Annotated in this window: 18 protein-coding genes and 4 pseudogenes; 16 read left to right on the top strand and 6 right to left on the bottom strand. The window is 71.4% G+C overall.

Features of this window, described 5'->3' with window-relative positions; all coding sequences use genetic code 11:
* Nucleotides 1-4: 4 nt before the first annotated feature.
* The 3 genes from OG953_RS07830 to OG953_RS07820 form a co-directional block, all read right to left on the bottom strand.
* Nucleotides 5-625 (bottom strand): DedA family protein, encoded by a 621-nt coding sequence (locus OG953_RS07830; RefSeq protein ID WP_405683207.1) that lies wholly within the window; start codon nucleotides 623-625, stop codon nucleotides 5-7.
* Nucleotides 622-1404, bottom strand: a complete 783-nt coding sequence (locus tag OG953_RS07825) for an MBL fold metallo-hydrolase (protein WP_405683206.1) — start codon at nucleotides 1402-1404, stop codon at nucleotides 622-624. The genes OG953_RS07830 and OG953_RS07825 overlap by 4 nt, the downstream gene beginning before the upstream one ends.
* 111 nt (nucleotides 1405-1515) lie before the next feature.
* Nucleotides 1516-2076, bottom strand: coding sequence for a helix-turn-helix domain-containing protein (locus OG953_RS07820; RefSeq protein WP_405691709.1), 561 nt, complete (start codon nucleotides 2074-2076; stop codon nucleotides 1516-1518).
* Here OG953_RS07820 and OG953_RS07815 point away from each other — a divergent pair.
* The 8 genes and pseudogenes from OG953_RS07815 to OG953_RS07780 all read left to right on the top strand — a co-directional run.
* Nucleotides 2077-2616: pseudogene (locus tag OG953_RS07815) on the top strand (aldehyde dehydrogenase family protein); the annotation flags it as partial.
* Nucleotides 2617-2776: 160 nt separating this feature from the next.
* Nucleotides 2777-3190 carry a hypothetical protein gene (locus OG953_RS07810; RefSeq protein WP_383975626.1) on the top strand — a complete coding sequence of 138 codons (414 nt, stop codon included), beginning with the start codon at nucleotides 2777-2779 and terminating at the stop codon, nucleotides 3188-3190.
* A gap of 100 nt (nucleotides 3191-3290) precedes the next feature.
* On the top strand, nucleotides 3291-5390 hold the full coding sequence (locus OG953_RS07805) for an alkaline phosphatase family protein (protein WP_405683205.1): 2100 nt from the start codon (nucleotides 3291-3293) through the stop codon (nucleotides 5388-5390).
* A gap of 27 nt (nucleotides 5391-5417) precedes the next feature.
* The gene (ligA, locus tag OG953_RS07800; protein WP_405683204.1) at nucleotides 5418-7529 is read left to right on the top strand and encodes an NAD-dependent DNA ligase LigA; all 2112 of its coding nucleotides are present in this window, start codon (nucleotides 5418-5420) and stop codon (nucleotides 7527-7529) included.
* Between the two features lie 157 nt (nucleotides 7530-7686).
* Nucleotides 7687-8511 carry a rod shape-determining protein MreC gene (locus OG953_RS07795; RefSeq protein ID WP_405683203.1) on the top strand — a complete coding sequence of 275 codons (825 nt, stop codon included), beginning with the start codon at nucleotides 7687-7689 and terminating at the stop codon, nucleotides 8509-8511.
* A 29-nt stretch (nucleotides 8512-8540) separates the two neighbouring features.
* Nucleotides 8541-9107 (top strand): hypothetical protein, encoded by a 567-nt coding sequence (locus tag OG953_RS07790; RefSeq protein ID WP_405683202.1) that lies wholly within the window; start codon nucleotides 8541-8543, stop codon nucleotides 9105-9107.
* Between the two features lie 30 nt (nucleotides 9108-9137).
* Nucleotides 9138-11453 carry a protein translocase subunit SecD gene (secD, locus tag OG953_RS07785; RefSeq protein ID WP_405683201.1) on the top strand — a complete coding sequence of 772 codons (2316 nt, stop codon included), beginning with the start codon at nucleotides 9138-9140 and terminating at the stop codon, nucleotides 11451-11453.
* A gap of 189 nt (nucleotides 11454-11642) precedes the next feature.
* Nucleotides 11643-12218: pseudogene (locus tag OG953_RS07780) on the top strand (YoaK family protein); the annotation flags it as partial.
* 111 nt (nucleotides 12219-12329) lie between these two features.
* Here the strand turns inward: OG953_RS07780 and OG953_RS07775 are convergent.
* Entirely contained in the window at nucleotides 12330-13193 is an 864-nt protein-coding gene (locus tag OG953_RS07775; protein ID WP_405683200.1) for a helix-turn-helix domain-containing protein, read from the bottom strand.
* 63 nt (nucleotides 13194-13256) lie between these two features.
* Between OG953_RS07775 and OG953_RS07770 the strand changes: the two genes are divergently transcribed.
* Entirely contained in the window at nucleotides 13257-13586 is a 330-nt protein-coding gene (locus OG953_RS07770; RefSeq protein ID WP_405683199.1) for a 4a-hydroxytetrahydrobiopterin dehydratase, read from the top strand.
* 116 nt (nucleotides 13587-13702) lie between these two features.
* Here the strand turns inward: OG953_RS07770 and OG953_RS07765 are convergent.
* Nucleotides 13703-14019: pseudogene (locus tag OG953_RS07765) on the bottom strand (LysR family transcriptional regulator); the annotation flags it as partial.
* Here OG953_RS07765 and OG953_RS07760 point away from each other — a divergent pair.
* From OG953_RS07760 to OG953_RS07750, 3 genes are all read left to right on the top strand, one after another.
* Complete coding sequence (locus OG953_RS07760) at nucleotides 13973-14194, top strand: hypothetical protein (RefSeq protein ID WP_405683198.1); 222 nt, start codon at nucleotides 13973-13975, stop codon at nucleotides 14192-14194. The pseudogene OG953_RS07765 and the gene OG953_RS07760 sit on opposite strands and share 47 nt — an antisense overlap.
* Before the next feature lie 119 nt (nucleotides 14195-14313).
* Nucleotides 14314-15243, top strand: coding sequence for a class I SAM-dependent methyltransferase (locus OG953_RS07755; RefSeq protein WP_405683197.1), 930 nt, complete (start codon nucleotides 14314-14316; stop codon nucleotides 15241-15243).
* A gap of 82 nt (nucleotides 15244-15325) precedes the next feature.
* The gene (locus tag OG953_RS07750; RefSeq protein ID WP_405683196.1) at nucleotides 15326-16891 is read left to right on the top strand and encodes a PucR family transcriptional regulator; all 1566 of its coding nucleotides are present in this window, start codon (nucleotides 15326-15328) and stop codon (nucleotides 16889-16891) included.
* A 33-nt stretch (nucleotides 16892-16924) separates the two neighbouring features.
* On the opposite strand, the pseudogene OG953_RS07745 reads toward OG953_RS07750, so the two are convergent.
* Nucleotides 16925-17513, bottom strand: a pseudogene (locus tag OG953_RS07745) (aminotransferase class III-fold pyridoxal phosphate-dependent enzyme); the annotation flags it as partial.
* A gap of 465 nt (nucleotides 17514-17978) precedes the next feature.
* Here OG953_RS07745 and OG953_RS07740 point away from each other — a divergent pair.
* From OG953_RS07740 to OG953_RS07725, 4 genes are all read left to right on the top strand, one after another.
* Complete coding sequence (locus tag OG953_RS07740; protein WP_405691707.1) at nucleotides 17979-18134, top strand: hypothetical protein; 156 nt, start codon at nucleotides 17979-17981, stop codon at nucleotides 18132-18134.
* Entirely contained in the window at nucleotides 18131-19288 is a 1158-nt protein-coding gene (locus OG953_RS07735) for a CaiB/BaiF CoA transferase family protein (protein ID WP_405683195.1), read from the top strand. Before OG953_RS07740 ends, OG953_RS07735 begins: the two co-directional genes overlap by 4 nt.
* Before the next feature lie 75 nt (nucleotides 19289-19363).
* A complete protein-coding gene (locus tag OG953_RS07730; RefSeq protein WP_405683194.1) occupies nucleotides 19364-20542 on the top strand; it encodes an acyl-CoA dehydrogenase family protein in 1179 nt (392 codons plus the stop codon).
* A 160-nt stretch (nucleotides 20543-20702) separates the two neighbouring features.
* Nucleotides 20703-21101: a hypothetical protein gene (locus OG953_RS07725; RefSeq protein WP_405691705.1), complete on the top strand. Its 399-nt coding sequence runs from the start codon at nucleotides 20703-20705 to the stop codon at nucleotides 21099-21101.
* Nucleotides 21102-21496: the final 395 nt, after the last annotated feature.

The raw sequence follows: 21496 nt of genomic DNA, 5'->3' as shown, positions 1-21496 counted from the left end.
ACGATCAGTGGCTGAACCGCGTCCGCATCCGGCGCCACACCGCGGGCGTCCCGCTGATCAGCAGCGTCAGACCCACCGCCGCGACCACACCCTGCCACGGCTCGGGGAAGAGTGAACCCCCCAGAATGCCGATCAGCTGATACGTCGCCGCCCACGCCAGACAGGCCGGCACATCCCCACGGGCGAACCGGTGCAGCGGCATCCGCCCCAGCAGGCAGGCCAGCATCACCGGAATCCGCCCCGCCGGTACCAGTCTCGACAGCACGAGCACCACCGCACCGTGCTCGTCCAGCTTCTGCCGTGCCTGCGCCAGCCGCTCCGGGGCGGCCCGGTCGCTGATCACCTGCAGCCACTTCGAACCGTTCTTCGAGCGCACCCCGCGCTGACCGAGCCAGTACAGACAGATGTCGCCGAGGAATGCCGCGGCCGACGCCACCCCGAAGACGATCAGCAGCGAGAACGGCGACGACTGATGCAGCGCCACCACCGCGGCCGAACTCACCAGCGCACCCGTAGGCACCACGGGCACCAGCGCGCCCAGCGCCACCAGCAGGAAAAGGGACGGATAGCCCACCGCCTGCTGAGTCGACTCCGGGGGCAGCTGTCTCACGACCTCCTGGATCACCTGGCGGCCTCCGGCCGCACATGTTCGCCGTGCGACAGCCGGTGCACCGCCACCTCCGGCGCCAGCAGTGCCGCCTTGCGGACGAACTCGTCACCGGGTGCGTGGAACTCGTGCGGCCTGACTCCGTCCATTCCGATCGGCCAGTACGTGCCGTAGTGCACCGGCACGGCCGACGGCGGCGCCAGCCGGGCCAGCGCCTGCGCGGCCCGGCCCGCGTCCAGATGGCTGTGGCCCAGATACGGACCCCAGCCGCCCACCGGCAGCAGCGCCACATCCACCGGACCGACCGCCCGGGCCATGTCGTCGAAGAGCCCGGTGTCACCGGCGAAATACGTCCGTGCCTCGCCCTCGACCACATAGCCGAGCGCAGGGGAGCGGTGCGGGCCCACGGGAAGGCGCCTGCCGTCGTGGAGTGCGGGAACCGCCCGTACCCGCACCTCGCCGACCCGGACCTCGTCGCCCGGTGCCACCTCGGTGATCCGCAGCCCACGCACCGAACGCAGCACCCGCAGCCCCGGGACGGAGCGCACCGCACCCACCGGCACGATCAGCCGGCTGCCGGGGGCGAGCCGGGCCAGTGACGGCAGATGCAGATGGTCGGAGTGAAGATGCGAGACGAGCACCACATCGGCGACCGTGGCCTCGGGGCCGGGCAGCTCGCCGCGGCGGCGGCGCAGATGCGCGAAGCGCCGTACGAAGAGCGGATCGGTCAGCACACGGACCCCGGAGTCCTCGATCGTGCAGGTGGCATGACCCCACCAGGTGACTTCCACCGGCACGCGGTGCCTCCTTGCTCCCGGGTCCTTGTTGCGGCCCTGGCATCGAGCCTAGTGCCGTGACCGGACCGGGTGACCCGGCTCCGTCCGGTTGTCGCCTCCGGCTGGTCACTCTCAGTCGCTGAGGCCCAGCGCCCCCGCCGCCTGGATGGCCGGCCAGACCTCCGCCAGGGCGCTTGTGGATGCCATGTCGTGATCGGTCGGAGCGTCGAACCGGCGCAGCCGGTAGGCGAGGGTGTTGGGACGGATGTGGAGTGCGGCCGCCGCCGTCTCCGTGCGGCGGTTCCGCTCCATCCACGTGCGGACCGAGACCAGCACCTGCGAGTCATGGGCCTCGTCGTAGCGCAGGACCTCGCCAAGTACATGCTCGACCAGCGCGGTCAGGACCGCAGGTTCGTCGGACAGCCGGCGGCCCCGGGAGTCGTCGCCGTAGCGGACCACGGAACGGCCCGAATCGGCGGCCTTCGAGACCGCCCAGAGCGCCTCGCGCCGCGCCACCCGCAGCGCGGCACCCGGCAGGAACGTGCGGCTCATCCCGGCCGCATCCGGTAGTTCACCGATCTCCACGGCCAGCTGCGGTGCCCCCAGGACATAGCGGTCCGTTCCCCAGGTGAGCAGCAGATGCGGATGGCCCCGGAGGCAGCGCAGCAGCGCTTCGTCCGTGGTCTGCCGCACCACGATCAGCACGGTGTCGCCCTCGCCGAGACCGCCGCCGACACCAGGACGGGGCAGCCGGACGACGAGGACGTGCTGTACGGCCCGCTCAACAACTCCGGCCGGCTCGCCCAGGTCAGCGGCTTCAGCGACCGCCTCCCGGAGCACGCCGAGGTCGAGGCGGGCGGCCACCGGGTCGGCGACAAGGGCTACTTCTACGCCCTGACCGTCGTCTCCGGTCTCCGCCAGGACGACGAGATCGTCCAGAACGAGGTCTTCGGCCCCGTCATGACCGTCCAGTCGTTCACCGACGAGGCCCAGGCGGTCGCGTACGCCAGCGGCGTCGACTACGCCCTCGCCTCCTCCGTACGGACCAAGGACCACGCGCGCGCGATGCGGATGTCCAAGAACCTCGACTTCGGCTGTGTGTGGATCAACACACACATGGCGCTCGTCGCCGAGATGCCGCACGGCGGCTACAAGCAGTCCGGTTACGCCAAGGACCTCTCCGCGTACGGCTTCGAGGACTGCACCCGCATCGAGCACGTCATGACCTCGCTCCGACCCACCCGTCCCATGCGCGCTCCCGCCCCGGCTCCGTCCAGGGGCGGGGGCGCACCGGCGTTCCGTACTCCGCACTCCTCCCGTCCCGACATACGCCTTTTTGTACGGGAGCCGGAGCGGTAGGGTCACCCGTACGCCTAGCACGGGGGGAACGGCCATGGGGGACGCAACGGACGTACGGGTGGCGGCCATCGCCAGTCTCACGCCGCTCGAAGAGCTCGACAGCGATCCGTTCCTCGTGGACACCCGCAGCCAGCACGACATGTGCGCCCGCTGGGCAGCCGACAAGGGATACGTCGTCACCCGGCAGCTGCGCTTCTACGGGCTGCGCCCCGACCACCACGCCCTGTGGACGGATATCGAGAGCGGCGATGTCGAACTCTTCGTCGCCGCCAACGACCGGGTGCTGGCGCGGGCCCTCACCTCGGTGCCGGAGTTCGCCGCGGAGTGCGAGCGGCGCGGCGTACGGCTGGAGATCGCGGGACTGGACGAGCCGCCGTACAACGCCCGTACGAAGGCGAGTGTGCACCGCAGGCTCTCCATGCCCACCGCCGGATACGACGGCTGCTGACCGGCCTCCTGCCCGCTGCCGGCAGTGGCCCGCGGCCGCGCTGTGAAAAGCTGGGGGACAGGACCCGGAACGGCAGGGTTCGGACGTGAGGTGGAGCGGCGTGGGTGACGGGCGATGGCGAACAGCCGGCAGCGCCCTGATGCGAGTGGTTGTGGTGTGGGCGGTCTCGACGCTCACGATGCTGGCACTCGCCGGGATTCTGCCGGACTTCCAGCTCCAGTCGGACGACGGCGACAGCATCACCAAGATCGCGTTCACCGCGGCCTGGGGCGCCGGAGCGTTCGGTCTGCTCTCAGCGCTGGTCTGGCCGGTCCTGGTGCGGGCACTGCTCATCGTGCCCGCACTCGTCCTGGGGATGCTCGTCTTCTTCCTGAACGGCTCGCTGCTGCTGGTCGCCCTGCGACTCATCCCGGACGGGCGCGGCGCCGCCAACCCGGAGACCGCGGTCGTCGTCGCGGCCGTGATGTCCGCCGTCGCCTCCGCAACCTCCACGGCGCTGGCCGTCCGCGACGACAACGCCTACCGGCGCCGGCTCTCACGGCTCGCCGACCGCCGCCGTAGACGCAGCGGTGCGGACAGCAGGCGCAGCGGACCACCGGGCACCGTCTTCATCCAGCTCGACGGCGTCGGCCACGATGTGCTCGCCCGGGCCGCCGACTCCCGCCTGATGCCGACCGTCGCGAACTGGCTCGCCGACAAGAACGGCCACCGGCTCACCCCGTGGCGCACCGACTGGTCCAGCCAGACCGGCGCCAGCCAGCTCGGCATCCTGCACGGCAGCAACCACGACGTCCCCGCCTTCCGCTGGTACGAGAAGGAGACCGGCGACGTCATGGTCTCCAGCCGCCCCGCGAGCGCCATAGAGCTCCAGCGCCGGGCCATCGCACGCACCCAGGACGGCGGGCTGCTCACGCTCGACGGTGCCAGCCGCGGCAACCTCTTCAGCGGCGGCGCCGACCAGCTGGCGCTCGTCCTGTCCATGGCGGCCCGGCTCGGCAGGGGCCGCCGCTCCAGGGCGGGGTACTTCGCCTACTTCTCCGATCCGGCCAACGCCGTGCGTACGGCGCTGTCGTTCGTCGCCGAGGTCTGCCGCGAGATCGGGCAGTCGACCCGGGCGCGGATACGGAAGGACACGCCCCGGATCAAGCGCGGTGGGCTCTACCCCTTCATCCGGGCCTTCGCGACCGTCATCGAACGCGATGTGGTGGTCGCCGCCGTCATCGGGGACATGTTCGCCGGACGCACCGCCGTCTATGCCGACCTGGTCGCGTACGACGAGGTGGCGCACCACTCCGGACCGCACAGCCGTGACGCGGACAAGGTACTGGCGCGCTTGGACCGCTCGCTCGCCCTGATCGTCAAGGTTGCCGAACACACCCCGCGCACCTACCGGATCGTGCTGCTCTCCGACCACGGGCAGAGTCCCGGCGAGACCTTCGCGGGGGCGTACGGGCTGACGCTCAAGGACCTGGTGCGGGCGGGCTGCGGGCTGCCCGTGCCCCGTCGGGCGCAGCGCACCCCCAGCGGTTCGGAGGCGCGTGACGCGGTACGGATCGCCCTGCACCGGCCGGTCGAGGAGGGCGAGGTGGAACACCGCGCGAAGCCTTCCGACCCGGTCGTCCTCGCCTCCGGCAACCTCGGCCTGATCTCCTTCCCCGACATCGAGGGACGCGCCTCGCGCGAACAGCTCGACCGGAGCCGTCCCGCACTGCTCGGCACCCTCGCCAACCACCCCGGCATCGGCTTTCTGCTGGTCCGCAGCGAGCGGCACGGATCGGTGGTGCTGGGCCGTGGCGGCACCGAGGTCCCGGTGTCGGAACTGAAGGACGGGGAAGGGCCGCTGACCCCCTTCGGCCCGGGCGCGGCTGCCGCGGTGCGCCGCACCGACACCTTCCCGCACGTCGCCGACATCATGGTCAACTCGATGCATGACGGGGCCACGGGCTGCGTGCACGCCTTCGAGGAACAGATCGGCTCGCACGGCGGTCTGGGCGGCGAGCAGTCCCGGCCGTTCCTGCTGTGGCCGGCGGATCTGTCCGCGCCGGTGGCGGAGAGCACGGAGCTGGTGGGGGCCGAGCAGGTGCACAAGGTGCTGCGGCGCTGGCTGCGGGAGTGCTCGGGACCGCAGATCCCGCTGGCACCGCCGGGCGCGGTGGGTGGCGCCGACGAGGCGGGCGGGACGGTTCGGGCGGCCGGCTGAGGGGTGTTGTCAGTGGTGGGCGGCAGGATGGGGGCCATGACGAACTCAGCTGTTGTGCTCGCCGATACCGCCGCCTACGCCGCCGCGGTCGAAGAAGCGTCGCAGGCCGCCGCCGCGTACTACGCCACGGGCGAGAGCACGCTCGACGACGATGCGTACGACCGGCTGGTACGGGGGATCGCCGCATACGAGCGGGAGCACCCGCAGGAGGTGCTGGAAGCGTCCCCGACCGGCAAGGTGGCGGGCGGCGCCGCAAGCGGGGACGTGCCGCACACGGTGCCGATGCTGTCCCTGGACAACGTCTTCTCGGCCGAGCAGTTCGCCGCATGGACGGCGTCGCTGGAGCGCCGGATCGGCAGACCCGTCGCCGCGTGGAGCGTGGAGCCGAAGCTCGACGGCCTTGCTGTCGCCGCCCGCTACCGGGCGGGCCGCCTGGAACAGCTGATCACCCGGGGCGACGGCACCGCGGGCGAGGACGTCTCGCATGCGATCGGCACCGTGGTCGGCCTCCCCGAGCAGCTCGCCGAGCCGGTGACGATCGAGATGCGCGGCGAGATCCTCATGACGACCGAGCAGTTCGACCAGGCCAACACCGTGCGCACCGAGCACGGCGGCGCCCCCTTCGCTAACCCGAGGAACGGCGCGGCGGGCACACTCCGCGCCAAGGACCGCGCGTACACGGTGGAGATGACCTTCTTCGCCTACGGTGCGCTGCCGCTGCCCGAGTCCGGAGAGCTGACCGACACCCTCGCCGAACTCCCGCACAGCGAGGTCCTGGAGTACGTCGCAGGGCTCGGCGTGCACACCGCGGCGGACACGGATGTGGAACCGCGCGCCGTCACCACCGTCGAAGGGGTGCAGGCCCGGGTCGAGGAAGTCGCGACCCTGCGTGCCTCGTTGCCGTTCGGCATCGACGGCATCGTGATCAAGGCCGATCTGGCGGCCGACCAGCGCGAGGCCGGTTCGGGGACCAGGGCGCCGCGCTGGGCCATCGCATACAAGCTCCCGGCCGTCGAGAAGGTCACCCGGCTCCTCGGCGTCGAGTGGAACGTCGGCAGGACCGGCATCATCGCGCCGCGCGCCGTGCTGGAACCGGTGGAGATCGACGGCTCGACCGTCAGCTACGCCACACTGCACAACCCGGCCGACATCACCCGCCGCGATCTGCGCCTGGGCGACCGTGTGATGGTCTACAAGGCGGGCGACATCATCCCCCGCATCGAGGCGCCCGTCGCCCATCTGCGGACCGGTGACGAGCAGCCCATAGTCTTCCCCGAGGCATGCCCGCAGTGCGGCTCCGAGATCGACACCAGCGAGCAGCGCTGGCGCTGTGTCCGGGGTCGCGGCTGCCGCCTCGTCGCCTCCATCTCGTACGCGGCGGGCCGCGACCAGCTCGACATCGAGGGCCTCGGCGCCACCCGGGTCGTGCAGCTCGTCGACGCCGGGCTGGTGGCCGACTTCGCAGACCTCTTCACTCTCGGCCGCGAGCAGCTGCTCGGCCTGGAACGGATGGGCGAGACCAGCACCGACAACCTCCTGGCCGCCATCGAAGCGGCACGGACCCAGCCGCTCTCCCGGGTCTTCTGCGCGCTGGGGGTACGCGGCACCGGGCGCTCCATGTCACGGCGGATCGCCCGGTACTTCGCGGACATGGACCGGATCAGGGCCGCCGACGCCGAGGAACTCCAGCGGGTCGACGGCATCGGCAAGGAGAAGGCCGCAGGCGTCGTCGCGGAGCTGGTGGAGCTGGCCCCGCTGATCGAGAAGCTGGTGGCCGCCGGGGTCAACATGACGGAGCCCGGTGCGACGCCGCCGCCGGAGCCGGGCGAGGAGGGCACGGAAGAGACTGCCGCCGCCGACGGGGAGGGGACCGCCGGCCTGCCGCTGGACGGCATGACCGTGGTGGTCACCGGGGCCATGACCGGCGTGCTGGAGAAGCTCTCCCGGAATCAGATGAACGAGCTGATCGAGCGAGCCGGCGGGAAGTCCTCGTCCAGCGTCTCCAAGCGCACCACGCTCCTGGTCGCCGGGGAGAAGGCCGGATCCAAGCGCACCAAGGCCGAGGACCTGGGTGTCCGGATTGCCGCGCCGGACGAGTTCGCCGAACTGATCGCCGGGTTCCTGCCGTCGGAGGTGTGACGCACGACGGAGACCTCGCCGCGCCCGAGCCCTTGGATTTTGCCTGGGAGTAGCTTTCTTTGCCTCCCTATTGCATAGTGAGGGCTCGGCCATGCCTCGCTATCAGCGGGTCAATGGGTGTGTGAACGGCCGCGTCGGCAGGCCGGTGGGAGGGGCGATGCGTTCGCTGCACAACGGACCGCGACCCGGCCGGTCCGTCCGCCAGGAGTACCGGGGCGTCACCCGTGGCCTCGCCCTCGATCTCGGCAGCTCACGGACCCGCGCCTGGATGCCCGGCCACGGCGTCATCGCCGACACCGACGCCTGCAGCGACTTCGGCGCCGGGCCGGGACACGGCCGCCCGGTCCGGCGAGGGCGCATCGTCGACCCCGTGTCCTGCGGCCGCATGCTCGGCCGTATCGCCGACAGCGCCCTGGGCGCGGACCGCACCGACACCGTGATCGTCCTCAGCCATCCCGTCCTCGCCGGGTCCGAACACCGCGCCGCGGCGAGGGAACTGATCGCCGCACTCGGGCCGACGAGCGTCATCGCCCTGGACAGCGCGAGGGCCGCCGCCGCATACGCCGGACCGCAGGACGGCGGCCCGCTGCTCGTCGTCGACATCGGCGCCGAGCTGACCGAGGCGACCCTCCTGGTCGACGGACTGGTCCGCGACGCCCGCCAGGCCGAGACGGGACTGAGCGACCTCGACCCCTCCGAGCCGCCCACCGCCGCCGTCCGCACCGTCCTGGACATGGTGGACGAGATGTGGAAGCAGGACCGGCACGGCGCCGTCCTCGGGGCCCTGCGCAAGGGCCCGTTGCTCGCCGGGGGAGGCGCCGCCCGCCCCGACATCACCGACCGGGTCGCGGTCCGCCTCGGCGTTCCGGTACGTCTCGCCGACGACCCGGCGACCACGGTCGTACGCGGCGCCGGGCTGATACTCAGCTCCGTGCTCCGCCGAGCCGGCGCGACACCGGCCCTGCCCGGCCGAACGAGGTGACCCCCCTCCCGGGGCCGCCCCCGGGGAATGTGCCCCCGAGGGCACGGCCGGACGCCCCGGCGCACCACAGAACCGCACAGGCGGCCCGGAAGGTCTTCGTCGCCCTCCTTCTCGCCGTACTCACCGTCGTCGGCGGCGCCCCCGCAGCCGCCGGATCCGTACTCCCCGCCCGGCCGTTCGCCGGTGTGCCGCCCTCCGCCGCGTACTCACCCGGCGCCCATCAGCCCACCCCGCACACGGACCGGACCGCCCGCACGGGAACCGTCCACGACACCCGGCGCACCCGCACGGCCACGGCGACCGACCGCCACCGGCCGGCGCCGACCGCACCCCGGCCCAGGGCCGGCACCGACCACGCCCGCACCCAGCACCATCTCCCGCCGCACGGCCCCGACTTCCTGCTGCCCGGCGCACCGGGCATTCGCGTACCGCACCACGCCCCCCAGCGGGCCCCCGCCGCACCCTCTCGTGCCACCGACCGCTTCCGCGTCGCGCTCCCCGCCGTACGCGGGCCTCCGAGGACGACCGTTCACCGACCCCCGGTCCTGCCACCGGTCCCGTCCCACAGACCCGCCGGAACGTCCTCGCCGAGGTGAGGGCGTCCGGCGCCCCCTCGGAGGAAACCCATGACTCGCGCCACCACGGTGCGAGCGGTTCTGGCTGCGGCCGTCCTGCTCGTCTCCGTGCTCATCACACTGACCATGTCACCCAGACTCGGCCTCGATCTTCAGGGCGGCACCAGACTGGTGCTCCAGGCCAAGGACTCCGACACCGCGAAAGCGGACCGGGAGAGCACCGACCGCACCCTTGAGGTGCTCCGCCAGCGCATCGACTCCCTCGGCGTCGCCGAACCCACCCTGACCCGCTCCGGCGAGGACCGGATCATCGTCGAACTCCCGGACGTCCAGGACCCGCGCAAGGCCGCCGAAGTCATCGGCAGAACCGCCCAGCTCAGCTTCCACGCGATCCAGGGTCCCGCCGCGCAGAACGACGACAGGGCGGACGCCGAGGCCGGCAACGGGCCGACGCTCCCCGACGAGCAGGGGCGCTCCCTCGACCTCGGCCCGGCCAGGCTCTCCGGCGCGGGCGTCAAGGACGCCACCGCCGTGTTCGACGCCCAGCAGGGCGCCGGCTGGACCGTCTCCCTCGATTTCCACAAGGAGGCGGGCCGGGACTGGACCCGGCTGACCGGTGAGGCCGCCTGCCACCCGGTCCAGGACGACCGGCGCCGCGTCGCCATCGTCCTCGACGAGCAGATCATCTCCTCGCCGGAGGTCTCGCCCTCGGTGGGCTGCAACGTCGGTCTGCCGTCCGGTTCCACCCAGATCACCGGCTCCTTCAGCGCCGACGAGGCCCAGGAACTGGCCCTGCTCATCAAGGGCGGCGCTCTGCCGCTCCCTGTCGAGATCATCGAACAGCGGACCGTCGGCCCGACGCTCGGCGCCGCCGCCATCGACGCGAGCGCCCAGGCGGCACTCATCGGCGCCGCAGCCACCGCGCTCTTCATCACCGTTGTCTACCGGCTCTTCGGCGCGCTCGCCGCCGTCGCGCTCGCCGCCTACGGACTGATCTCCTACGCGGCCCTGGTAGCCCTCGGCGTCACCCTCACCCTGCCCGGCCTCGCCGGATTCGTCCTGGCCATCGGGATGGCGGTCGACGCCAATGTGCTGGTCTTCGAACGGGCCAGAGAGGAACAAGCGCAGTACCCGGGCCGCTCGCTGCGTTCCTCGCTGACCGCCGGATTCCGTAATGCCTGGAGCGCCGTCGCCGACTCCAACGTCACGACGCTGATCGCGGCCGGGCTCCTCTTCTTCCTCGGCTCCGGGCCGGTGAAGGGCTTCGGTGTCACACTCGCCATCGGTGTGCTCGCCTCGATGTTCTCCGCACTCGTCATCGCCCGCGCACTCACCGAGATCGCCGCAAGCTCACGATTCGTCAGCGACTACCGGGCCATCAACGGCATCGCCGCCCCCGGCCGGGTACGCACCTGGCTGACCCGCCGAGACCCCCAGCTGATGCGGTCCCCGCGCCGCTGGCTGCTGATCTCCACGGCACTGATCGCCGTCGCGGTTCTCGGCATCGTCGTACGCGGCGTCAACCTGGGTGTCGAATTCACCGGCGGCCGGCTCGTGGAGTACTCGACCAGCCGGCCCGTCGACGTGGAACGGGCCCGCACCGCCCTGGCCGACGCGGGCTTCGACGACGTCGAGGTCACCACGGCGGGCGAGGGCGACCTCTCCGTACGTACCGGAAAACTCGACAACGACGGCGAACATGCCCTGCGTGCCGCGCTCGCGGAGGAGGGCGGCAAAACCACCAAGGTCCGCGACGAACTCATCGGCCCCAGCCTCGGCGACGAGCTCCGGCGCAACGCCCTGATCGCGCTCGGCATCGCCGTCCTCGTACAACTGGCATATCTGGCGATCCGGTTCCGCTGGACGTTCGCCGCGGCCTCGGTCGGGGCGCTGGTCCACGACGTCATCATTCTGGTCGGTGCCTTCGCCTGGCTCGGACGCCCCATCGACGACACCTTCCTGGCCGCACTCCTCACCGTCATCGGATACTCCGTCAACGACTCGGTGGTCGTCTTCGACCGGGTACGGGAACTGTGGGCGAAGGCCCGTCGCGTACCCCTCGCCACGGTCGCCAACCAGGCCGTTCTCCAGACAGTCCCCAGAACGGTCAACACCGGATTGGGAGCCCTGTTCATCCTCACCGCACTCGCCGTGCTGGGCGGCGACTCCCTCGCAGACTTCGCGCTCGCCCTGCTGATCGGCATCTGCGTCGGCACGTACTCCTCGGTGCTGACCGCCGTACCGGCCGCGCTCCTCCTGGAGCGGAGCAGCAAGGCCCCGCCGCCCGCCCGGAAGCGGGCTCCCGGACGCCGGTCCGGTACGAAGGCGGCGCGCCGGGACCCGCTCGACAACGGGGCGCGCGTATAGCGGCTCCGGAACGCACATCGCCCCCGCCCCGGGAACCCGAGCCTCCTTCCGGGCGGGGGCGATGTGCGTCGGTCGTGGTGTTCCGTGCGCCCGGGGCGGCACAATTCCGACCACTCACCCCGTGATCGGAGCGTGCCCGTGTCCGTGCCCGTCGTGCTGCGTGAGGCATGGTTCACCGTCGTACCGGACATGAACGACCGGCATGGACCGCTGCCGCCCATGATGCTCGCCCTGACCGTCGTCACCGGGCTGGTCGACGCCGTCAGTTACCTGGAACTCGGCCGGGTCTTCGTCGCGAACATGACCGGCAATGTGGTCTTCTCCGGCTTCGCGATCGCCGGAGCCCCCGGATTCTCGTTCGCCGCCTCGCTCGTCGCACTCGCAGCGTTCGCGGTGGGGGCACTGCTCGGCGGCCTGATCGTGCACCGTTCCCTGACGCATCGCGGCCGGATGCTGTTGTACGCGCTCCTCGTCGAAACCGCCTGTGCTCTGGCTGCGTCGATCGTCACTCTGGCCTCCGGCCATCCGTTCGTGGGCGGGAGCCGCTTCGCCCTCATCGCCCTGCTCGGAATCGGCCTCGGTGCGCAGAACGCCGTCTCCCGGGCGCTGGCGGTCCCCGGCCTCACCACCACCGTGCTGACCCTGACCATCACCGGCATCCTCTCCGACAGCCGCTTCGCCGGCGGAGGCGGCAGCAAGGCCGGACGGCGGGTGCTCTCGGCCGCAGCCATGACGACCGGAGCGTCTCTCGGAGCCGTGGCCGTACTGCACGGGCAACCGAGACTTCCCCTGCTGCTCGCCGTGGCGGTCCTGGCTGTCGTGACCACGGCCGCGATCGTCCTGGCGCGGGCCGACGCCCTTGGGTCCGCCCGATCGTCAGGAAGTGAGGGACCGCAGAAGGTCGGCGGTCGCCCGGTCGGCGGGCAGGAACGTCTCGATGGCCAGCTCGGCCACCGTCACATCCATCGGGGTGTTGAACGTCGCGATGGAGGCGACGAACGAGAGCACCTGCCCACCGTGCTCGATACGCAAGGGCAACGCGAAGGGCAGGGGGGACGTGGGGCCGGCTCCCGCGTTCTCCCCGGCAGTGTTTCCGCCGCCCCCGCCGCTTCCCGCGGTCTCTGCATCCTCGGCCCTGTCCGTACGCTCCGGTGCCGGATAACCGGCGACCTCGTCGTACAGCTCGCGCAGCTCCGCAGAGCGGGCCAGGGCGATCTGACGCTCCATCTGGGCCAGCAGATCGGCCCGCCACTCCCGAAGATTACGGATGCGCGGGGCCAGGCCCTCCGGATGGAGAGTGAGTCGCATGGCGTTCAGCGGAGGCGCCAGCAGATGCCCGGCCACACCCTCCAGCAGCATGGTGATGCCCCGATTCGCCGCCACCACGTTGTACATGCCGTCGACGACGAGCGCCGGGTAGGGGTCATAGCCCTGGAGCAATCGCTCCATGCCCTCGCGCAGCGCGCCCAGCGCCGGGTCGTCGAGCGCGGTCTGGGCGTAACGGGGCGCGTAACCGGCCACCACCAGCAGGGCGTTGCGTTCCCTGACCGGGATGTCGAGATGCTCGGCCAGCCGCAGGATCATGTCCTCGCTGGGGCGGGAACGGCCCGTCTCGATGAAGGAAATGTGCCGGGCCGAGGAATCCGCGCGGAGCGCCAGCTCCAGCTGGCTGATCCGACGCTGCTCCCGCCAGCTGCGCAGCAGCGGCCCTACCCCCGTGTCAAGCGCGACAGTTGTCATACCAAGACCGTAACGTCACCGGCACCGCCGACCGGCACCGATCGCTCGTGAGGGAGTCGCAGCATGCCCGCCGCACCATTGTCGCAGAAGGAGATCGAGGACCGTCTGGGTGATCTGCCCGGCTGGTCGCTGGAGGGAGACCGGATCACCTGCACCTACCGGCTCCGCACGCACTTCGCCGCCGTCGGGCTGACCGTGCATGTCGCCCAGATCCAGGACGAACTGAACCACCACTCCGATCTGACCCTCGGTTACAACACCGTCACCCTGTCCGTGAACACCCACGACGCGGGTGGTGTGGTCACCGAGAACGATCTGAACCTGGCCGCGCGGGTGGTGGCGATCGCCGCCGGGCACGGCGTGAGGCAGCCGGATGGGCGGGCACGCCGCTGAACACCGGGCCGGGGGCCGGCGCGGGCGGGCGACGTACAGCCGCGCTGCGGCGCACGCCGCCCCTGCGCGATGGCATGTCACATCGCAGAGTCGAGACGGGGATGCGCGATGGCATGTCACATCGCAGCGCCGAACCGTGGGTGCGCGGCGAGCCATCGCGTATAGCTCTCGCTGCGCTCCACCGCCTCCGCGTACGCCGCCCGGCTGTGCCCGCTCACCGCTCCGGACGCCGCGGCGGCCGCCGCCGAACGCGGATGCCGGCCCAGCAGATGGCGCCGGCCCAGCGGCGAACCGACGAGCGGGCGCGTCACCGGACCCGGGGTCGGCGGGAATGTCGCGCGGCACAGTCCGACCGCCCCACCTGGACGAGCTGGACGACGGACGCCGTGTCCGTCTCGTACACCGAAACCGGACTGAACCCGGCCCGTGCGCAGGGGCACCCGCTGAGCGCGGCACAGAACGTGCGCGAGGGCTATTTCGCCTCACGCCTGAACCTGCCGGGGACGGCGGACGAGCGACTTGCGACCGTACTGACGTCGCTGCCCGAGCCCGACAGGCCGCGAGCAGATCCGCGGTACCGGCTGCTGGCACTGCGCGCGAGAGACTGAGACGGCGACTGCCTGCCCCGAGCGCGTCCGGGGTATCGGCCCGAGGAGTGCCGGTGCGGCGACTTGCCGAACCGGCAAAGAATCTTGCCAGGGTGCCGATGCGTGGTGAGGCTGTCCCCATGAGCCAGCACACCGACCACGGTCACCAGCACGACACCACCCATGGTCATCACCACGGCAGCACACCGGGACACCAGCACGACACCACCGACATCGACTGGGGCGTCATGGGCCCGCGGCTGGAGCAGAACGCCGAGCTCAGCCGCCCGCAGTACGAAGAGGCGGCCCGTTGGATCGCCGGCCTGCCCACGGCCCCGAAGGTGGGCAGGATTCTCGACATCGGCAGCGGACCCGGCGTGATCGCCTGTCTGCTCGCCGAGGTGTTTCCCGAGGCGGAAGTCGTCGCCGTCGACGGCACCCCGGCGCTTCTGGAACGCACCCGGGCCCGCGCGCAGCGGCTCGGTCTCGGTGACCGGGTCCGTACACAGCAGGCCGACATCCCCGACGGCCTCGCCGAGCTGGGGGAGGCGGATCTGATCTGGGTGGGCAACGCCCTGCACCACATGGGTGACCAGCGCGCAGTCCTCGCCGGGTTCGCCGCGCTGCTGCGCCCCGGTGGGACCGTCGCCCTGGTGGAGGGCGGTCTGCCGCCTCGCCAGCTCCCGCGCGACATCGGCATGGGGCGGCCGGGTCTGGAGGCCAGGCTCGACGCGATCACCGCGGACTGGTTCGAGGACATGCGGGCGTCACTGCCCGGCACCAAGCGGGAGACCGAGGACTGGAGCGCCCTGTTCACCGCGGTGGGTCTGGACCCGCAGGGCACCCGCAGCTTCCTGCTGGACCTCCCGGCGCCGCTCTCCGAGCCGGCCCGCGACCATGTCGTCGCCGAATTCGCCCGTCGGCGCGAGATGTTCGAAGAGTCCCTGACGGCCGACGACATCGCCGTACTGGACCGGTTGCTCGACCCCGAGGACCCGGCCGGGCTGCGCCGCCGCCCCGATGTCTTCCTGCTCACGGTCCGTACGGTGCACCTGGCCCGACGGGGGTGACCTGTGCTGACCTGCTAGGTTCCCGGGACACAGCGGAACGGGCAGACCGGTGCGCGGGGACCGGGGAATGGGAGACGAACGCATGGGCGTATCCCTGAACTGGCTGACCCGCCGCCACGAGCTCGGACTGAGCGTACTTGCGGGCCGCAGTGCACTCGACCGCGAAGTGGTGTGGGCGCACAGCATCGAACTGGCCGACCCCACTCCTTGGCTCAGCGGCGGCGAGCTGCTGCTCACCACCGGCCTGAGGCTGCCGGGGACACCCGCGGGGCAACGTGCCTACGTGGCACGGCTGGCCGGTGCCCGCGTGGCCGCCGTCGCGTTCGGCACCGGCCTGTCCCATGCCCAGGTCCCGGCCGCCGTGGTCGAGGCAGCCGAGGAGGCCGGACTGCCGCTGCTCGAAATACCGCTGCCCACGCCCTTCGTCGCGATCACCAAGGCCGTGATGGAACGTCTGGCGGAGCAGAGTTACGAGGGGGTCGTGAACGCCTCCCGGATCCAGCTCCGGATGACCCGTGCCGCGCTGCGCGGCGCCGCCCAGGCGGTCGTGCGTGAACTCGCTGTCTCGACCGGCACCCAGGTGCTGTACATGGACGGGGCGGGAGCCGTGCGGGCGTCTCATCCACCGGGCTCGGCAGGGCCGGAACCGGTCGTTCTGGCGGAGCTGCGTGCCCCTGGAGCGGGTGACGGGGCCTCGGCGGCAGTGAGCACCGGGCCGCAGGGGAGCGTCGCGGCACAGCAGGTACGCGTCGGGCCCCGGGCCCACGGCCGCCTTGTGCTCGTCGCCGGCCGGGAGCTGACCGCCGTGGACCACCTCCTCCTCGGCCACGCGGCGTCGCTCATCGCCCTCCACGAGGAGAAGCCGCTGCGCCTCATGGACGAACAGCACCACGTCAACGGCCTGTTCCTGCGCATGCTTCTGGACGGGACGCTGCCCGCGACCACGGCCCGCGGTCATCTCACGGAGGCCGGGTTCCCCGTGCGGGACGGAATCAGCGTGCTCGTGCTGCGCGGTGGCAGCCCCCGGCGGGCGCTGGACGCGGCGGGCAGCGATCTCGCCGAGCGAGGTCTGCCCCGGTTCGGCACCGTTCGCGACGGGGGCGCGGTGCTGCTTCTGCCGGGCGACGGGTCGGTGCAGGCCCGTGCGCTCACCGACGGTGCGGCGGCCCGGCTGAGGCCGAGGCCCCATGCCGGGCTGAGCGACACGCACGGTCTGGACGCGGTGCCCCAGGCGCTGCGCGAGGCCACCAACGCCGCCGCGTCGGCCGAGGCACGCAGCGTGCACGAACTCGTCCGATTTGCGTCGTTGGCGGGTCAGGTCCTGGTCACCGCGCCCGAGACCCGTGGTCTGCTGCGCGAGCTGTCCGCGGTCCGCATCGCCCCGCTCGCCGACTACGACCGGGAGCACGGCACGGATCTCATCGCATCGCTCCGTGCGTTCCTGGAGCATCACGGCCAGTGGGGCGCGGCCGCGACGTCCCTGGGAGTGCACCGGCATACGCTGCGCAGCCGCGTCGACCGGATCCACGCGCTGCTGGACGTCGATCTCGACTCCGCCCACGTACGGGCCGAGCTGCTGCTGGCACTGTCGGCCTGGCCGGGGGAGAACGCCGATTCGGGCGGGGTGGTCCGCACATCCCGGTCGTGATGCTAAGCCACCAGTGATACCGCGGCACCGCTCTCACACACCGGTGCCGCACTCCTGCGCGATCACCTCACCGAGCAGCCCCAAGCCCTCGTCAAGGAGTGTGTCCGTGATGGACAGCAGCGGCAGGAACCGCAGTACGTTGCCGTAGCTTCCCGCGGTCAGCACCAGCAGGCCCCGGTTGTGGCAGCGTCGCGCGACACGGGCCGTCAGCTCGGGGGCCGGCCGCGCCGCCCCGTCCGGTTCCACCAGCTCGACCGCAGTCACCGCTTCCCGGCCGCGTACGTCCCCGATCTGCGGATGCGCCGCCCGTAGCTTGCCCAGCGCGTCGAGCATGGCGGTGCCGATGTGCCGTGCGCGGGCCGGCAGCCCGTGTCGGCGGCCTGCTCGGCACAGTGCTCGGGGCCGGAGGGCCAGCGGTAGGGGTAGGCCGTCGGAGCCCGGTGCACCTCGGGTGCGAAGGGCCCGAAGCCCTGCCTGTACGGGCGGTTCTTGGCGGTCAGGGACATCGTCAGCAACGTACGCCCGTGAAATGCGTGGTCGAAGACGACGATGCCGGGCCGGCCGGTGGCCGCGCGGGCGATCTCGACGCGACGGCGTTCTCCACCGCCTCCGCGCCGGAGTTGCCGACCGTGGTCACCGCGATACCGCCGCCGAAGTGTGAAGAGTGGGGTGCCGGCGCACAGGGGCGCGGGCTGCCGAGCCGACCAGTCGTCCGGGCGCACCGCCCATGGACGGATTGGAGTGCTCTGCGGCATCGGAGCGGGACATCTCGTCCACTGCGGGGACGTGCGCCGTGTGCCCAAGATATGGCTTCGCGGTCCCGGCCGTCACCGTCCAGGCACTCGGCAAGTCGCCTCGCGCAAGGACGAGTATCGAGAGGAAGGCACATGCAGCAAACCCCAGCCACCGCCCGCGCGGCGGATCCCGCACCGGATCCCGCGCAGCAGACGCCGTTGCTGCGCCACCTCGTGGCCGGGCAGTGGCGGACCGGTGACGGTGCCGAGCTCATCAGCACCGACCCCGCCCGCCCCGAGGAGACGGTCGCGACGGGGCACCTGGCCGGCCACGCCGAGCCGGATTTCCGCACATCAACTCAGAGACTGCCGGGGCCGATCCGCATGCGCCCTTCGGCGGATCACGGCACACCGGTTTCGGCCCGCGCGAACAGGGACGCGCCGCACGGGACTTCTTCACCACCACGACCACGGTGTACGTACGCGGCTCCCGGACGGTGACCCGATGAACACCTCCGTTCCCGGCCCCCTGTCGGGTGTCGTGGTCGCCGACTTCGGGCGGGTGCTGGCCGCCCCGTACGCCACGATGCTCCTCGCGGACCTGGGCGCCGACGTCATCAAGGTGGAGCGTCCGGGCACCGGCGACGACACCCGGGCCTGGGGCCCGCCGCGCGCCCATGACGAGTCCACCTACTTCCTGTCCGTGAACCGCAACAAGCGGTCCTTCGCCGTAGATCTCGGCACGGAGGAAGGACGCCGCGACGCACACGAGCTGGTGCGCCGCGCTGATGTGCTCTTCGAGAACTTCCGCCCCGGCACGATGGACAAGCACGGGCTCTCCTACGAGGAGGCCCACGCGCTCAACCCCGGCATCGTCTACTGCTCGGTGACCGGATTCGGAGCCGGTGAAGGCGCCTCGCTCCCCGGCTACGACCTGCTGCTGCAGGCGGTCGGCGGGCTGATGAGCGTCACCGGGCCCGCACCTGGGCAGCCCGTCAAGACGGGCGTGGCGCTGGTCGATGTACTGACCGGCCTGCACGCGGCCGTGGGGGTCCTGGCGGCGCTGCGCCACCGCGACGCGACCGGCGAAGGCCAGCACGTCGAGGTCAGTCTGCTGTCGTCGCTGCTGTCGAGCATGGTCAACCAGTCGGGCGGGTACACCCTGGCCGGCCAGGTGCCGGGCATCCTCGGCAACCGTCACCCGTCCATCGCCCCGTACGAGGTGTACGCGGCTGCGGACCGGCCGCTGGTCGTCGCCGTCGGCAACGACCGGCAGTTCCGCGCCCTGTGCCGGGGCCTGGGCGCAGACGCGCTCGCCGCCGATCCCAGGTTCGCCTCGAACGCGGACCGGGTCGCGCACGTCGATGCGCTGGCCGAGAAGATCTCCGCACGGCTCGCCCTGCGTACCGCCGCCGAGTGGTTCGACCTGCTCACCCCGCTCGGGGTGCCCTGCGGTCCGGTCAACGACCTCGCAGGCGCCTTCGACCTCGCCGAACGCCTGGGCCTGTCCCCGCGGGTCACACCGGCCGACGCGGACCCCGACGACCCCATGCGCCTGGTGGCCAACCCCATCGGGCTGTCCCGTACCCCGCCGCGTTACGAGCGGCGCCCGCCGCGGCTCGGCGAGCACACCGAGGACCTCAGGCGCTGGCTGGACAGCTGACCGCCCGGCCGGCCCGCCTCCGCACCCCGCACCCATTCCGATCCACACCGGCAGCACATACCGAAGGAGTTCCCCATGCCCCCGGCCAAGCGCCTCAAGGACCCGCTCGATCTGCTGGACATCGCCTCCCTGCTCACCGACGAGGAGCGCGAGATCCAGGGCACGGTCGCCCGATTCCTGACCGAGCGGGTCCGTCCGCACATCGGCCGATGGTTCGAGGACGCACACTTCGCCCGCGAACTGGCGCCCGAACTCGGCAAACTCGGTGTGCTCGGCATGCACCTGGACGGCTACGGCTGCGCGGGCACGGGCGCGGTCAGCTACGGACTCGCCTGCCTGGAGCTGGAGGCGGCCGACTCGGGCCTGCGCAGCTTCGTGTCCGTCCAGGGATCCCTCTCCATGTTCTCGATCCGGCAGTGGGGATCGGAGGAACAGAAGCAGGAGTGGCTGCCGCGGCTCGCTGCAGGCGAGGCGATCGGCTGTTTCGGGCTGACCGAGCCGGACTTCGGCAGCAACCCGGCCGACATGCGTACCCGGGCCGTCCGCGACGGCAGCGACTGGATCCTGAGCGGCTCCAAGATGTGGATCACCAACGGCGGTATCGCCGATGTCGCCACCGTCTGGGCGCAGACCGAGGACGGGGTACGGGGCTTCCTCGTCCCGCGCGGCACCCCCGGCTTCACCACCAGCGACATCAAGCAGAAGATGTCGCTGCGTGCGTCGATCACCTCCGAGCTGCACTTCGAGGACGTCCGCCTGCCCGGCTCGGCCCTCCTGCCCGGGGCCCGGGGACTGCGCGGCCCGCTGTCCTGCCTGAACGAGGCCCGCTTCGGGATTCTTTTCGGCGCGGTCGGCGCCGGGCGCGACTGCCTGCAGGCGACGCTCGACTACGCCGACTCGCGCATCCAGTTCGGCAAGCCGATCAGCGCCTTCCAGCTCACCCAGCGCAAGCTGGCCGACATGGCGCTGTCGCTCGGCAACGCCGCCCTGCTTGCGGTGCATCTGGGACGCCTCAAGGAACGGGAGACGCTGCGGCCCGAGCAGATCAGCGTCGGCAAGCTCAACAACGTACGCGAGGCCCTGGCCATCGCCCGCGAATGCCGGACCGTACTCGGGGCCAACGGCATCTCGCTGGAGTACTCGCCCCTGCGGCACGCCAACAACCTCGAATCGGTCCTGACGTACGAGGGCACCAGCGAGATCCACACCTTGGCAGTCGGTCACGCCCTCACCGGGCAGGCGGCCTACCGCTGACACACGGGGCTCATGACACCCCGTCCGCCCGGCCGCGCTCCGCCGGCCGGGCTTCCCCTCTCCAGCATCCCGGTCAGAGCCGGCCCAGGAACGCGATGAGCCACGAAACGGAACAGCCGGTCGGGACCGTGGAGCTGAGGCAAGGACTGCGGCAAGGCACCTGACGCCGATCGGTATCGGAGGTGTCGTCGGCGCCGGCCTCTTCGTGGGCTCAGGCGTCGTCAATGACATCGGCCCGGCCGCCGTGCTGACCTACGTACTGGCAGGGGCCCTCATCGTCCCGGTGATCCGGATGCTCGGAGAAATGGCGCCCGCGCAGCCGGCGACCGGCTCGTTCGCCAGATCTCCCGACGAACCGGCCCGGGCCGTGGTGAAGGCGGTGACCGTGCTCGCCATCGTCGCGATCCTGGTCTCGATGTACTTCGGCGCCGACAGCCGCTCACAGCTGCTGATGAGCCTCCTGGCCTGGGGCGTCGCGCTGCTCGCGTACGCCGCGGGCCGGGCACTGCGCTCCGGACGGAGGGACGCACCGGATACGGCCGACGTCGCCGTGGAATGAGCGCTCGCCCGCGGCCACCGGGCAGTCGGCGACCCGAGCAGCGCTCTTCGGCGCGCTCCATCGGCGCGTCACTGCAGGTCAGTGCGGGGGTGGGAGTGCGGATGACGGGTATTCAGGGCAGTGGCGTACAGCTCCTGCCCGGGCCGTGTCAACAAAGACACGCTGCCGTCTGGGGTGAGAGGGCATCAGGAAGTCGCCTGGACAGGCTAATGCCACATCAATTCGCCCACAAATAAGGGTGATTGGAAGCTTGTCAGATTATCTGAAAATGGCATTTGGGTGTCTCGTGTACCCCGATCGGCGCTCCGGAGTCGACCTTCCAACGTGTCCGATATGACAGCTATGGGGACCGTAAGTACGTTCAATCTCGGGTCGGCTGTTCGGTCGGCCTCTCT

The sequence above is a fragment of the Streptomyces sp. NBC_00057 genome (assembly GCF_045041165.1).
Lineage (GTDB): Bacteria > Actinomycetota > Actinomycetes > Streptomycetales > Streptomycetaceae > Streptomyces.
Note: the sequence above shows the minus strand (reverse complement) of the source record. Positions and strands in the feature narration are given on the sequence as shown.